Consider the following 14,443-nt stretch of genomic DNA (forward strand, 5'->3'; position numbering starts at 1 on the left):
AGTTACCTTATGCGAACCCGATGCGTTGGGTGAAGCTGCGTGTCTCGCCCACCGCGATATGCATCACGCCCGGCTTGTCGGCGAACTCGCCGTCAAAATCCACCGGGCTGGCATAGCCGTACCACGGTTCGATGCAGAGGAATGCAGCGCCGGATGGTTTCGACCAGATACCAAGTTCGCGAAAGCCTTCCCAGGCGAAGGTGATCGTCGGTCCGCCAGGCGCGCTATAGCTCAGCGACCTGCTGGCGAGATGATCGAAGATCATAGCATCCTTGACGAACAGCGATTCCGACAGCGCCAGTGCGCCGCCCTGCACCGGCGACGGTTCCGCCTCCCTCAGCAACAGTCCACCCTCGAGCCGTCTGATCGGCGCCGGTTCAGCATCGGAGAAGATGATCGTATGCGTGCGCTTGTCGGCGCCGTCCGTCAGCGGCCAGTGAAATGCCGGATGCGCGCCGATCGAGGCCGGTAGCATCTCGTCGCCAGTGTTGGTGACGGCATAACCGATCACCAGTTCATCGCCCTCGATCACATAGGTGACGTCAAGCCGAAACGCGAACGGATATTTCGCCCGGCTGGCGTCATTGTCCGCCAGCGACAGCGCACAGGACGCAGGTCCCTGCCCTGTCCAGCTGAAGCGCTGGTCGCGCGCAAAACCGTGTTGGGTCATTGCATACACCTGGCCGCGATGGCGCAGCACATCGTCCTTTAGCTTACCGACAATCGGAAACAGCAGCGGCGCGTGGCGAGGCCATTCCTCGCCGGCCTGCCAGAGCACCTCATGCCCATGCGCATCCTTCAATGAGCAGAGTTCGGCACCAGCGGCCTTGATCGTCGCCGTGACGCGGCCATTGCTGATGGTGAAGCTATCTTGGGTCTCCATCAGCGCTCTCCATGTATATCGGGACTGGTGTCTATTGAGCCTGCTGGCGACGACGCGGCGGAGCAGCGGGTGCCGGCGGCGCGGCCGGAGCAGGTGCAGCCGCGGGTGTGCCGCTGCTGGCGCCAAACAACAGACGCGTCGGGTTGCGGTCAAGATTGTTCACGGCACGGCTGATATCCGCGAGGGTACGACGGCCATCGAGCATCAATGCACCGGAACGCTTGTCGAGGTTCTCGGTCAGTTCATGGAACGACTTCACGGCCGCAGTCAGCTCACCGCCGTCCTTGCCCCCCGCGAGCGCATCCAGGCCGAGCAGGATGTTGTCGGTCCGCGCGACAACGCTGTCAGCCTTGCCCATGACACCGTCGGCCTTGCCCATCACGCTGTCGATCTTCAGCATGATGCCGTCGATCACTTCGGAATTTTTCGCCAGCGTCGCCGTGAAGGTTTCGACATTCTTCATGGCACCCTTGAGAGTATCCTGATTATCGGCGACCAGACGATTGACGTTGTTCAGCGTTGCCCGGATCGATTCAGAGATATCCCGCAGCAGCTCCGGATCGGCCGTCAGCACCGGCACGCCGTCGGTATCCAGCGGGACCGCGGGCGCAGCTTCATCGCCGCCCTTCAGCGCGATCGCAGCTACACCGGTGAGCCCCTGAAATTCCAGGCCGACCTGCGTGTCCTTGCGAATGGGCGCGATATTCTCGACCATCGCCAGCGCAACGACGCGCTTGGGATTGTCGAGCTTCACCGAGACGACTTCACCGACCCGGATACCATTGAAGTTGACGTTGCCGCCGTTGCGCAACCCGGACGCCGCGCCTTCGAAGATGATGCGCAGCGGCGTGCGCTGCGTGGTCGAATGCAGATTCTGGAACCACAACACGAAGCCGAACGCTGCGGCGATCACCGCCAGCGTGAAAATTCCGATCAGGACGAAGTTCGCCCGCGTTTCCATCAAACCAACTCCAGTACAACTAGCCGATAACAGCGCGTGCGCGCTTGCCGTGGAAATATTCCCGAAGCCAGGGATGCTGCGAGGCCAGCATGTCGGCCATCGTTCCCTGCGCGATGATCTTGCCATTACCGAGAACGGCGATCCGGTCGCAGGCTGTATGCAGGCTGTCGAGATCATGAGTTACCATGAAAACGGTCAGCCCCAAAGTTCGCTGCAGCGTGCGCACCAATTCGTCGAAATCGCCAGCGCCGATCGGATCGAGACCCGACGTCGGCTCGTCCAGGAACACGATCTCCGGATCGAGCGCGAGCGCCCGCGCCAGCGCCACGCGCTTGATCATGCCGCCCGAGAGTTCCGACGGATAGCGATCGGCGACCTCCGGCTTGAGACCGACCATGGTAAGCTTGGCCATGGTGATCTCGTCGAGCAGACGTTCCGAGACCTTGAGATATTCGCGCACCGGAAACTGGATGTTCTGTCGCACGTTGAGCGACGAGAACAGCGCCCCGTGTTGAAACAGGATACCCCAACGCCGCTCGACTTCGCGGCGTTCCTTGTCGCCGCTGTCGAGATCGGTGCCGAACACTTCGATCGTGCCGGAGACCTTTGGCACGAGGCCAATGATCGTGCGCATCAGCACGGACTTGCCGGCGCCGGACGCGCCGACGAAACCGAGGATCTCACCGCGGGTGACATTGAGATTGAGGCCGTCGAGCACCCGACGGCTGCCGAATGCCACGGTAAGATCGCGCACGCTGATGATCGCATCGGCAGAGGTGGAGGCGGCAGCCGTCGGCGTCTCAGTAATGGGCATCGCAGTCGTCGAGGTCATGGCCGTCAGATCCCGATCGTTGCGAAGAAGATCGCGAATACGCCATCCATCACGATCACAAAGAAGATCCCCTTCACCACTGACGAGGTGGTGTGCTGCCCCAGCGACTCCGCGCTGCCCTGCACGGCAAGGCCTTCGACGCAGGCCACGATGCCGATCACCATGGCCATCACAGGCGCTTTCACCATGCCGACGATGAAGTGGTTGATCGAAATCGCCTCGCGCAGCCGCGACAGGAATGACGATGGATCGACGCCCCCATAGAGCCAAGCGACCAGACCGCCGCCATAGAGCGCAGCCATAGCGCCGAGAAATGCGAGAATAGGCAGCGCCAGTACCAGCGCCACCATGCGTGGCAAGATCAGAACTTCGATGGCATCGAAGCCCATGGTGCGAAGCGCATCGATCTCCTCGCGCATCTTCATGGAACCAAGCTCGGCGGTATAGGCGCTGCCAGAACGACCGGCGACCATGATCGCCACCAGCAGCACGCCAAGCTCGCGCAGCACCAGCACGCCGAGCATGTCGACCACGAAGACGTCGGCACCGAAGCGGCGAAAATGGAACAGACCCTGCTGGGCAACGATACAGCCGATCAGGAAGGTAATCAGGACCACGATCGGTACTGCGTTCCAGCACACCTGCTCCAGGTGATGCACCACCGAGGTGAGCCGGAATTTCGACGGATGCCGCCAGACGCGGAACCAGGCCGCGATCACGGCACCAATCATATCGACCAGCGCGACGAGGGTTTCCCCGATGCCATAGATATTGCGGCCGATGCCATCGAGCACGGCAGTCAGAGCGCTACCGCTTGCCGGTAACGGGACCGCAGGCTTCACGCGGCGGACCTCGTCGACCAGGGTCGCGTAATTCGCCGACAGGCCCGCGATCTGCGCCTCGTGGCCGCCATTGGTCAGCGCCCGACGCAACCGCTCGATCAGCCAGGCGCCGAATGTATCCAGCTTGGAGACCTGCGACACGTCGATGAAGATGTTGGGGCGGCTACCGGTCAGCTTCTCGGCCTCACCGACAAGTTTTTCGAGCGCGGGGGCAAAACGCGCCGTCCACGACCCAGCCGCGCACAGCGCCAAGCCGTCGCCTTTCGCGATCTGTTCCAAGGTCGGGCCGCTCAAAACAGGCTCCCGCGGGCGTTCAGTCTGTGCATGAACAAAGTATTAACACGCCCAAATACGTTTCTGAGAAGCCAAGTGAAGCCAACACGTTGCTATGGTTAATATAGCCTTAATCCGCCCTGTCAGACACCGGCATTGCGTCGCAAACAAGTTCACGGCGATCACGTAAACTTATAGACACGTCATTACCCGCCGTTGCCGGCACAGCCCGAAAGACGCCGCATTGTCCGCATCCGACGCTGCCCCCGCCCTAATGACCGCCCGGATCGAGCAATGGCCGATCGCTGGCGCCTTCACCATCAGCCGCGGCGCCAAGACCGAGGCCGTCGTCGTGGTAGCCGAAATCCACCGCGGCGGTTTGACCGGCCGTGGCGAGTGCGTCCCCTATGCGCGCTATGGCGAGACCCCGGAGGCCACGCTGGCCGCCATCCTGGCGATGCAGGACCGATTTGCCGCGGGCCTCGACCGAAACGCCTTGCAATCGGCCATGCCCGCCGGTGCCGCCCGCAACGCGGTGGATTGCGCTCTGCTAGACCTCGAAGCCAAGAGCCAGGGCCAGCGCGTCTGGGACATGCTGCAGCGGCCGGCACCGCGCGCCTGCACCACCGCCTATACGATCTCGCTTGGTACACCCGAGGCGATGGCCTCCGCCACCGCAAAGGCCGCCTACCGGCCGCTGCTGAAGATCAAGCTCGGCAGTGACGACGACATCAGCCGCATCAAGGCCGTGCGCCAGGCCGCACCGGAATCCGAGTTGATCGTCGATGCCAATGAGGCGTGGACGCCGGGCAACCTGAAAGCCAATCTCGATGCCTGCCATAACGCCGGCGTCACGCTAATTGAGCAGCCGCTGCCGGCAGGCAAGGATGATGCGCTGATGCATGTGCATCGGCCGATCATGGTCTGCGCCGACGAGAGCGTGCATGGCCTCGCTTCGCTCGAGGCGCTGCGCGGGCGCTATGATGCGATCAATATTAAGCTCGACAAGGCCGGCGGCCTGACCGAAGCGCTGGCGATGGCCGATGCCGCGCGCGCCATGAATCTCGACATCATGGTCGGTTGCATGGTGGCGACGTCGCTGGCGATGGCGCCCGCGATGCTGATTGCGCAATATGCACGCTTCGTCGACCTTGATGGCCCGCTATTGCTCACCGGAGATCGCGACGGCGGTCTGCGCTATGACGAAAGCACGGTCTATCCGCCCGACGCGGCGCTCTGGGGCTGATCGCCCGCAACGTCCGGCGGCTGCCCGGCGCGATGCCGGCCGAACCATATGACGGTCGCGCCGGCAAGGCCAAGCACGGCCATCACGTAGTAAACGCCCTCGCCGTAACGCGCATAGATCGCGCCTGACAGAACCGCCATGCTGCTCATCACAAGGCCTGTGCAGGCGGTGACATAACCCTGCGCGCGCGCCATGACGTGCGGCGGCACGTGATGCAGCAACAGGCCCATTGTGCCGAGTTGCGTCAGACCGTAGGTCGCGCCGTGCAGCAATTGCACAACCACGAGAATCGGGAGCGGAAGCGTTTGCGCGGTCAGCGTCCAGCGCAGCAATGCGCCAAGGCCACCAAGGATGACCATGGTTGCAGGTGACAAAGTCAGGCGTGGCGACACTGCGAACAGGATGATTTCGGCGAGCACGCCGAGCGTCCACAGACCCGCGATAGTGAGGCCGTCGAGGCCGGACGCCTGCCAGGTGATCGACGCGAAGGTGTAGTAGCCGGCATGGCTGCCCTGGATCAGCGCGGCGGAGATCGCTATGGCGAGGAAGCCGGGGTCGCGTAGCAGTGCGCTTGCCTTCGACAGCACCGTGCCTTCGCCTGTCGGCGCGCCAAGTGGCTGCAGACCAAGGCTGACGACAGCCGACAGCACCATCGCTGCAACAATCACCCAGATCAGATGCTCACCGTCGAGCCAGTTGACCACCAGACCGCAGGCAAGCGCGCCAACCACGAAAGCCGCCGAGCCCCACAGCCGCAGCGGACCGTAACTGAAGCCGAAGCGCACCACGCCTTTTAGCGCATAGCCATCGGTCAACGCCGTGAGCGGCGTCCAGACCACTGCCGTCAGCGCGAACACCAGGAGCACGGCGAGCGGTTCGCGTAGCGTGCCTACTGTCGCAAAGCCGATCATGGTGAGAAAGGCACAGACAATCATCGTCTGGCGCAGCGCATGACGGCGCTCTGCGAAAGCGGTGATAAAGGGCAGCGTGGTGAAGCGCGTCATCGACGGCACAGCCAGGATGGCGCCGATCCAGGTCGGGTCGATCCCAATAGCCTTCAGCCAGACGGGGAAGAACGGCAGATAGAAGCCGCTGGAGCCGAACACCGTCCCGTAGAACATCGCCAGCCGCTGCGCGAATTTGCGGCGGATTTGCGGGGCGCTATGGGGGGCAGATTCGGCTATCATGAGGTGAACTGCGATTCGCCACGGGATCGTGGAGATGGTTACATACCGCGCATCCCTGTGCGCGCCACGAGTTATCATGATGGCCGAAGAAGCATTTGCCCTGTCGCCGATCTCCGCCCGGCCCACCCTGCCGGGCGAGGCAGACTATGATGCGATCCGCGAGGCCTTCATGGAGACCGCGCGCGGCCGCTGGTTTCTCGCCGAATATGCCAAGCGCAACCGCACCGCCGATACCAGCCTGGTGCTCGAAGCCGTCACGCGGCTGGAAGCCAATCTCGCCGCCCAGAAGCAGGCGCCGGCGCTCAGCCTGATCGCCGCGCTCGGCGCGATCCGTTCCGCCGTCCGTCAGGCCAAGGCCAGCGCCATAGAGGCGATGCCGCGCGTCGACGCCGACGAGGTTTTGACCGGCGCCCGTAACGGCACCCGCATCATCCGCGAGATCGCCTGGACGCTGCGTGAATGCGGCGCCGACACGCGGATCTGCGATCTGCTCGACACGCAGGTCAAGGCTATCGAGGCCGGCCAGCAGGCGCTGAATGGCAATGGCCGTGAGGATGTGCTGGCGAGCTACGACTTGCTGATGCAGCGCATCGAGCAGATGGTCGATGGCAGCGCGGCGACAACTGCGCAGGCCGAACCGACTCCGGTTGCCGAGAAGGCTGAGCACGTTGTCGCAGAAGCGCGCGAAGCATCCGTGACGCCGCTGTTCAAGTCACAGGCGAGCGAAGTGTTGGCTGAGACGGTCACGATCTCAAGCGTCGAACCGCCGCGCGCCGCTGTACAGCCGGCCCTCGCAGAGACGGTCATCGTAGAGACCGCCTCTGAAACGGCCGCGCCTGTCGCAGAAGCCACCGCGGAGCTTGCCGCCACGATGGCCGAGGCCTCCGCGGCTATCGCTGCGGACGATGTCCCGGAGGCGCCTGAAACGGCAGGGATTGCTGAGGACGAACATGACCTCGCCGTCCTCGATATGGTCGCCGCTGAGATGGGCGCGCTCGATCTGAGCGAGCCCGACGTTATTGAGCCTCAGCTTGCCGAGCCTCAATACGTTGAGCCTGAGGTGATGCAGGTTGAAGCTGTCGCTGTTCAGCCAGCGGAGCCCGAAGTCCTCAATCCCGATCTGATGACGCTGGCGCAGATCGCCGAGGTTGCGCTGGCACCCGAGCCGCCGCAGCCGGATCTCGTGCCTTCGGTGGAAGCTGCCGCGCCGTCGCTTGGCGCAGCGCTGATCGCTGGCGGCGTGATCGCGGATCCGAACGCGCCGGCATCGGACCCGCTGGCGCCGATCCGCAAGATGACGCAGGCCGAAAAGATCGCGTTCTTCTCGTAAGCGCTTCAGCTCAGGCGTTGATGATCCTGGCGTAGAGATCCGCATCGACATTGCCGCCGGACAAAACGATCACCACCGTCTTGCCGCGCGCGTCGAAACGCCCCTGCATCAGCGCGGCCAGCGCCACGGCCCCGCCGGGCTCGACCACCAGCTTCAATTCGCGGAACGCAAAACCCATTGCCTTGCCAACTTCCTCGTCGGTGGCGGTGACGGCACCCGACAGCAGATGCTGATTGACGGCGAAGGTGATTTCGCCGGGCGTCAGGGCCATCAGCGCATCGCAGATCGTGCGGCCCGCATTGCTGTGAGCGACGCGCTTGCCGGCGCGTAATGAAAGTCCGTGATCATCAAACCCCGCAGGCTCGGCGACGATGACTGCCGTCTCGGGGAAACGCGCCTTCACGGCGGTCGCGATGCCACCGATCAAACCGCCGCCGGAGGCCTGTGCAGACACGATGTCCGGCACGATGCCCAGGGCGGCCATGTCCTCGGCGATCTCGCGTCCGACGGTGCCCTGCCCGGCCATCACGAACGGGTCGTCATAGGGCGGCACGACTGTGGCGCCGCTCTTGCCGGCAATATCGCGGGCGATGGCTTCGCGGTCTTCCTTGTCGCGGTCATAGAGCACGACTTCGGCGCCATAGCCCCTGGTTCGCTCGACCTTCGACACCGGCGCATCGGACGGCATCACGATGGTCGCCTTCATGCCGAGGATCTGCGCCGCGGCGGCAACGCCCTGCGCATGATTGCCGGAGGAGAACGCGACGACGCCCCTGCCGCGCGCACCCTCGGGGATCGAGGAAATCTTGTTGAAGGCGCCGCGAAACTTGAACGAGCCGGTTCGCTGCAGCACTTCGGGCTTCAAGAACACTTTCGCGCCGGTCAGCGCATCGAGCGCAGGCGACCGGAGTAACGCCGTACGCGTTGCATAAGAGGCGATGACGCGCGCGGCGGCATCAATATCGGCGGATGTGATCGGCAATGGAATGTTTGTCATGCGCGCATTTTATCGCGCGGCACAACCGGCGGGCAAGCTATACAAAGAGCATGTCAGGCAGCGAAACGCGGATGCTTCGCTGCGGACGGTGCACGGGCAGCGATTTCGGCCCGCACATGGCTGATATTGTTGACGAAAGCGCGTGCCGACGCTTCCCAGGTGTGACCGGCAGCAAACTTGAGACAATCTTGCGGCGAGATCTCGAGCGCCTTGAGACAGGCTTGCCGCAAGTCATCCGACAACACACCGACCGGCGACGCGCCGATCACATCTTTCGGACCCGTCACCGGAAACGCAGCCACCGGCACGCCGCTCGCCAGCGCCTCGAGCAGCACGAGACCATAGGTGTCGGTCTTACTTGGAAACACGAAGACATCGGCCGAGGCATAGGCAACTGCCAGAGCCTCGCCCTGCAGCCCGCCCATGAACAGTGCATCCGGGTATTTCGCTTCGAACGCCGCACGCGCCGGACCATCGCCGACCACGACCTTGGTGCCCGGCAGATCGAGATCGAGAAAGGCTTCGAGATTCTTCTCGACGGCGACGCGGCCGACCGAGAGGAAAATCGGCTTCGGTTTGCCGAGATCGACACGGCGCGGATGAAACAGATTGGCATCGACGCCGCGCGGCCACAGCACGACATTGCGGAAGCCGCGGTCACGTAGCTCGCTCGCTAGCGCCGGCGTAGCCGCCATCACGGCAGAGCTGGCGCCATGGAAGCGGCGCAGGCCGGCCCAGACCCAGGATTCAGGAATCGGAAAACGCGCCGAGATATATTCGGGAAAGCGCGTGTGGAAACTGGTGGTGAAGGGAATGTTGCGACGGCGGCAATAAGCACGCGCAGAAAATCCGATCGGGCCTTCGGTGGCGATATGGATATTGTCGGGCTTCGCCTCGTCGATCAGTTGTGCAATCTTGCGGCGGCTCGGGATCGCAACGCGCAAATCAGCGTAGCTCGGCAGCCCGACCGTACGAAACGATTCCGGCGTGAGAAAACTCACATCGACACCAAAGCCCTTGGCCGCCTCCGCCATCATTGTCAGCGTGCGTACGACACCGTTGACTTGGGGATGCCAGGCGTCGGTAGCGACGAGAATGCGCATCAGGCCGCCATCCTTCACGCCGCCTTGGCCGGTGCGAGCGCCTGCACCGGCATGCCGCGGCGGACCGGATCGGTCCAGGTAATGATCTCGAAGCGGCCATCCTCGTGTTCGACCAGCGCCGTACAGCTTTCGACCCAGTCGCCGCAATTCATGTAGCGGATGCCGTGCTCGTCACGGATCGTCGCGTAGTGGATGTGGCCGCAGATCACGCCATCAGCGCCGTGGCGCCGCGCCTCACCGGCCAGCGTCTCTTCGAACGCGCCGATATAGTTGACGGCGTTCTTCACCTTCATCTTGGCCCATTTCGACAGCGACCAGTAAGGGAAGCCGAACAATTTACGCAGCGCATTGACCAGACGATTCATCTGGATCGCGAAGTCATAGGCCTTGTCGCCGAGATGGGCGAGCCAGCGCGCGTTCTGCACCACAAGGTCGAAAATGTCGCCATGGATGACGAGATATTTCTTGCCGTCAGCGCCTTCATGCGTCGCAGTCTCGACGACCTCGATACCGCCGAAATGCGTACCGTAATAGCTGCGCAGGAATTCGTCGTGATTGCCGGGAATGTAAACGACCTTGGCGCCCTTGCGAACCTTGCGCAGCATCTTCTGGACGAAGTCGTTATGAGACTGCGGCCAGTGCCAGCCGGATTTCAGCGCCCAGCCATCGACGATGTCGCCAACGAGATAGATGGTATCGGCATCATGGGTACGGAGGAAGTCCAGCAACCGGTCAGCCTGCGATCCGCGGGCACCAAGGTGGACGTCGGAGATAAACAAGGTGCGAAAGCGCTTTTCGTTGCCTTCACTCATCACGTCTCTTTCCATGTCGAGCAGCTAACTGATTTGCATGACACGGCGATGACGATTTACGCCGCCAGCGCCGCCGCGATTCGCTCAAAAGTAACCAATGTGTAGATGCCGAACGGCGCCACCTTGCGGCGTTCGATGAGGATCGATTCAGCATTCGCTTGCGACCACGCCTGCAGCCGCGCGAACGGGAATTCCGGGCGCAAACCGAGGGAACGGGTCTTCACGGCGGCCCAGCGCTCGACGGCGGCTGCCAGGCCAGTCTCCGAATACAGATGATTGACGAGAATGATGCGGCCGCCCGGCTTTACCACGCGGTGGCATTCCGACAGCACCTGCTCGGGATTTTCGACCAGCGTAATAACGAACTGCGCCACGACGCAGTCGAAACTGGCGTCGGCAAAGGTCATCGCATGAGCGTCCATCTCCTGGACATCCTTCACCCATGGATAGCGGCCGGTCGCCATCTTGGCGCGCGCCTTGGCGAGCATGGGCGCGCTCAGATCGATACCGGTGATCTCGGTTGTCGCATCATAGTCATCGAATGACAGGCCAGTGCCGACACCAACTTCAAGCACCTTGCCGCCCACAGCACGCGCTGCTTCCGCAGCCGCACGGCGCCCCTTCAGCATCACCGGACCGCACACCGCATCATAGATCGGAGCCCAGCGCGCATAGGCCGTTTCAACAATGGACTTTTCGAGATCCAGCGTCGTCATCGGAGTTTCCGTCCAGCGCGTCCGAAAGAATCGGACAACCCGTTTGCTGTTCGGCTGATATCAAGCCGGGATGACAGATCGACGACAGAGTGTCGCAGGAACAAGTATCTGAGTGCTGCGGACACACCCTGTGTCACCCATCCTGAGAAGCTCGCTCCTGGGAGGCTCGAAGGATGAGGCTATGGGTGCCTCGGCGCATCCAGGGCCCTAAGACGTTGACGGCGATGGCTAAGAAACATTCCACCCGCAGAACCATTCGTATCCATTAACAGCCACTAAAGGTTTTCCACGCAGGATTCGACGATGGGCACGCTCAGAATCATCCTCGCGATTTCCGTTGCATTCGCGCATTTCGGGCTGCCTTTCGGCATTCTCACCAGCGACATCGCCGTACAGAGCTTCTTTGTTATTTCTGGGTTCTATATGGCCCTGGTGCTGAACGAGAAATACGCGCCCGGTTCCTATCGGCTGTTCATCTCCAACCGCCTGCTGCGCCTGTTTCCGGCATACCTGCTCGTGCTGACTCTCTCCCTCGTCGTGACCGGGCACTGGAAGCAACTGATGTCTCTGGACCCGTTTGACGCCGCATATTTCGTCGTCTCCCAATTAGTGATCATTGGTCAGGAGACGTATTTTTTTCTGGTCGTTCGAGATGGTGGGCTGGCGCTCGCCTTGCAGCCGGCCGGTGTACCCGACCTGCTCTACACATTCGCCCCGATTCCGCAGGCATGGACTCTGGCACTGGAGATCTACTTCTATCTACTCGCGCCGTTGCTGGTGAGACGAGGACCGATCGTGATTGCCTCAGTTATCGCTGCAAGCCTTGTCTTCCGGATGGGAGTTCAATGGCTATTCGGCTTCAGTGGAGACCCGTGGTCCTATCGCGTATTTCCTTCCGAGATGGCGTTATTCTGCGCGGGAGCGCTAGGCTACCAAGTATACGCATCCGGAGATGACAGCAGGCGAGCGCGCCTGAATGGATTGCTCGTACTGGCTTCGGCGCTGATATTCGTTTGCCTCACGATCAACAAGTCGAAAGGATTCGAGACGCTGCCGTCGATCTCGTTCCTCGCCATTGTGATCGTCGCAGTTCCCAGACTGTTCGAGCTAAGCAAGAACATAGGATGGGACAGATACCTCGGCGAGCTGTCCTATCCAATCTATATCTGCCATTTTCTATTTGGATGGATATTGCTGCCGGAGACGCTTCTAGCGTCCTATGGCGCGCTATTCCTCACCGTGACGACGTCGATACTGATCTATCATCTTGTCGATCAGCCGATCGATCGCTGGCGACAAAAGCGCTTTGCCCGAATTCAACGCAAGGTGAGCGAGCGCGGCCCATTAAGCAGCCGCGTAACGGTGCGACCGACTTAATAGAACGGGTAGAAACGATGCACCCGGCCGGTCCCGTGGCCGCCCCTGATCAGCACAGCCTTGCAGCCGAGCGCAAGCGTTTCGCGGACATTGTCTCTCTGGCTTCGGCATCAAGCTTCAAGACGGGTCGCTAGATCGCAGAGCCGCTACAGCGCGTGGATCGCGAATCCGGTGCTGACGCGCAGAATGCGCAAGACGAAGCCCTTCCTGACCGCGTTCGACACGCCTGGCGGCCTTTTTGGCAGCGCCTTAAGCGAAAATAACGCTGCTCTGACGCCCGACTGACGTCGGCGACGACGTCGACAGGCTTCAATGGATGTCACGCGGCGATGTGCCGGGATATCCCGGTCACAAAATCGGAGCACCACCATGCGCGCTTACGCACAGTTTGTATCAGGCGACGATCATCTGCGTCTCGGCGCGATCTTCAGCCTGCCTGCCACGTGGCGACAGCGAGCCCGTTTCAGAGCAGAGTTGCGCGCCGATATCAGAGACCGCCCCGATTTTCTCCACGATATCGGCATCGGCCTGTACGAAGCGCATGCCGAAGCGTCACGGTTTTTCTGGGAGCCTTGGCTACTAAAGCGCCGCTAGTCCAAAATCACAATCCGATTGTTGCGGCGGACCTGCGCTCGACCAAGAGCATAACATTCGTCTTTTCCAACAACGACTGATCGGACGATCTAACGCTCATACTGCACGCATTCTTTTAACAGCACCTCTGCAGCGCCCAACTAAGACTTCGACAGGCTTCAACGGGTGCCACGCGAGGCCTGCGGCCGCACATTCGGGTCGCAAGAGTCTCTACCAGATAGCTACCGATTTCGGACCGATGCAATTCCAATGATTGCGATCGCGATTGCTTCGCATTCCGCGGAGCACTTGAGAGGCCCGCCAGGGCAAATACGTAAACGAGGCAAGGGGCGCGCATGCAGATGGTTGGCAGGCTATTGTCCGCACTTGGCGGACAAGGACCAGCGCTTTTGGTGATCTCGCTTTGTGCAGGGCTGTTGATCCAACCTCTCGCTCATTTCGGCTACGATCTTTTGCCGTTCTCGGCATTTCTGCTGACACTAGGCTCGTTTCTCGCAGCCGGTCTCGCACCATCCGAAGCCAGGATTCGTCTGCCTCTGATGGCCCTGGTGATTGCCTGGGTCGGCCTAGCGCTTCCTCTGGCCGCTGCCGCTCTACTGTCCTTCCTTCCGCTTGATCCTGCGCTGCGGGCCGGTGTTCTGCTTTCGCTCCTGGCGCCGCCGGTCGGAAGCGCGGCCGCGATCGCTGGGATGCTTGGTCTGCGGGCCCGTCTCGCTTTACTCGTGTCCATCGCACTAACCCTCCTCGCGCCGATTTCAATTCCATGTTTTGCCACAGTGCTCGGACTTGGAATTGAATTCGACATGGGCGCGCTGGCTATCCGATTGTTCAGCATCATCGGCGCTGCAGGCTTGGTTGCCTTTCTGGCAATACGGTTTCACCGGAATCTGATGCCCGTTCTGCCCGACCAACACGCTGCCACCGGGGTCGCCGTTATCGGACTCATCATCGTCGGACTGGCAACCTCACAGGGCATTCGGACCCACTGGATCAGCAATCCGCTACGTTTCGATGTCATGCTCGCCGCGGCGGTCGTCTCCAACTTTGGACTGTGCGCGCTCGCAATTTTGACATTCGCGAGAATGGGGTTACAGACCGCTGGAACGATAGGCCTCGTGAGCGGAAACCGTAATGTCACTCTCGTGTGGGCAGCGGCCAGCTTTGGTCTGCCATCTCTCGCGGAGGGTTATGTCGCTGCGTGCGTCATCCCTGTCCTCGCGCTCCCTCTCATCGTCAAGCTTTGCCTCAAACTACCTTCCTTCAGCCGTCTCCTCCCGCAAAACTGATGAC

At 61.7% G+C, this 14,443-nt stretch carries 14 protein-coding genes; 5 read left to right on the top strand and 9 right to left on the bottom strand.

Annotation, left to right across the window (positions count from 1 at the left end; translation table 11 throughout):
- Positions 1 to 7: 7 nt before the first annotated feature.
- Genes AB8B02_RS16850 through AB8B02_RS16865 form a run of 4 tightly spaced genes read right to left on the bottom strand, consistent with a single transcriptional unit; the run spans position 8 to position 3,812 of the window.
- Positions 8 to 883, bottom strand: a complete 876-nt coding sequence (locus AB8B02_RS16850) for an aldose 1-epimerase family protein (RefSeq protein WP_439064507.1) — start codon at positions 881 to 883, stop codon at positions 8 to 10.
- A 31-nt stretch (positions 884 to 914) separates the two neighbouring features.
- Positions 915 to 1,844 (bottom strand): MlaD family protein, encoded by a 930-nt coding sequence (locus AB8B02_RS16855; protein WP_315843093.1) that lies wholly within the window; start codon positions 1,842 to 1,844, stop codon positions 915 to 917.
- A gap of 19 nt (positions 1,845 to 1,863) precedes the next feature.
- Complete coding sequence (locus AB8B02_RS16860; RefSeq protein WP_439064667.1) at positions 1,864 to 2,658, bottom strand: ABC transporter ATP-binding protein; 795 nt, start codon at positions 2,656 to 2,658, stop codon at positions 1,864 to 1,866.
- A gap of 23 nt (positions 2,659 to 2,681) precedes the next feature.
- Entirely contained in the window at positions 2,682 to 3,812 is a 1,131-nt protein-coding gene (locus tag AB8B02_RS16865; RefSeq protein ID WP_089265213.1) for an ABC transporter permease, read from the bottom strand.
- Between the two features lie 253 nt (positions 3,813 to 4,065).
- On the opposite strand from AB8B02_RS16865, the gene dgcA reads away from it, so the two are divergent.
- Positions 4,066 to 5,037 carry an N-acetyl-D-Glu racemase DgcA gene (gene dgcA, locus AB8B02_RS16870; RefSeq protein WP_439064668.1) on the top strand — a complete coding sequence of 324 codons (972 nt, stop codon included), beginning with the start codon at positions 4,066 to 4,068 and terminating at the stop codon, positions 5,035 to 5,037.
- Here the strand turns inward: dgcA and AB8B02_RS16875 are convergent.
- Positions 5,007 to 6,224, bottom strand: coding sequence for an MFS transporter (locus AB8B02_RS16875; protein ID WP_439064508.1), 1,218 nt, complete (start codon positions 6,222 to 6,224; stop codon positions 5,007 to 5,009). The genes dgcA and AB8B02_RS16875 overlap by 31 nt on opposite strands.
- Positions 6,225 to 6,300: 76 nt before the next feature.
- On the opposite strand from AB8B02_RS16875, the gene AB8B02_RS16880 reads away from it, so the two are divergent.
- Positions 6,301 to 7,554: a hypothetical protein gene (locus AB8B02_RS16880; protein ID WP_439064509.1), complete on the top strand. Its 1,254-nt coding sequence runs from the start codon at positions 6,301 to 6,303 to the stop codon at positions 7,552 to 7,554.
- Between the two features lie 10 nt (positions 7,555 to 7,564).
- Here AB8B02_RS16880 and AB8B02_RS16885 read toward each other — a convergent pair whose 3' ends face one another.
- From AB8B02_RS16885 to AB8B02_RS16900, 4 genes are read right to left on the bottom strand one after another with little or no spacing between them, the layout of a single operon-like run.
- Entirely contained in the window at positions 7,565 to 8,551 is a 987-nt protein-coding gene (locus AB8B02_RS16885) for a threonine ammonia-lyase (RefSeq protein WP_439064510.1), read from the bottom strand.
- Positions 8,552 to 8,604: 53 nt separating this feature from the next.
- Positions 8,605 to 9,654 carry a glycosyltransferase family 4 protein gene (locus tag AB8B02_RS16890; protein ID WP_439064511.1) on the bottom strand — a complete coding sequence of 350 codons (1,050 nt, stop codon included), beginning with the start codon at positions 9,652 to 9,654 and terminating at the stop codon, positions 8,605 to 8,607.
- Positions 9,655 to 9,668: 14 nt separating this feature from the next.
- The gene (locus AB8B02_RS16895; RefSeq protein WP_374725715.1) at positions 9,669 to 10,466 is read right to left on the bottom strand and encodes a UDP-2,3-diacylglucosamine diphosphatase; all 798 of its coding nucleotides are present in this window, start codon (positions 10,464 to 10,466) and stop codon (positions 9,669 to 9,671) included.
- Positions 10,467 to 10,522: 56 nt separating this feature from the next.
- Complete coding sequence (locus AB8B02_RS16900; protein WP_439064512.1) at positions 10,523 to 11,182, bottom strand: class I SAM-dependent methyltransferase; 660 nt, start codon at positions 11,180 to 11,182, stop codon at positions 10,523 to 10,525.
- A gap of 303 nt (positions 11,183 to 11,485) precedes the next feature.
- On the opposite strand from AB8B02_RS16900, the gene AB8B02_RS16905 reads away from it, so the two are divergent.
- From AB8B02_RS16905 to AB8B02_RS16915, 3 genes are all read left to right on the top strand, one after another.
- Entirely contained in the window at positions 11,486 to 12,559 is a 1,074-nt protein-coding gene (locus AB8B02_RS16905) for an acyltransferase family protein (RefSeq protein ID WP_439064513.1), read from the top strand.
- 369 nt (positions 12,560 to 12,928) lie between these two features.
- Complete coding sequence (locus AB8B02_RS16910; protein WP_141137110.1) at positions 12,929 to 13,153, top strand: DUF1127 domain-containing protein; 225 nt, start codon at positions 12,929 to 12,931, stop codon at positions 13,151 to 13,153.
- Between the two features lie 335 nt (positions 13,154 to 13,488).
- The gene (locus AB8B02_RS16915; protein WP_439064514.1) at positions 13,489 to 14,439 is read left to right on the top strand and encodes a hypothetical protein; all 951 of its coding nucleotides are present in this window, start codon (positions 13,489 to 13,491) and stop codon (positions 14,437 to 14,439) included.
- Positions 14,440 to 14,443: the final 4 nt, after the last annotated feature.

The sequence above is a fragment of the Tardiphaga sp. 862_B3_N4_1 genome (assembly GCF_051811085.1).
GTDB classification, from domain to species: domain Bacteria; phylum Pseudomonadota; class Alphaproteobacteria; order Rhizobiales; family Xanthobacteraceae; genus Tardiphaga; species Tardiphaga robiniae.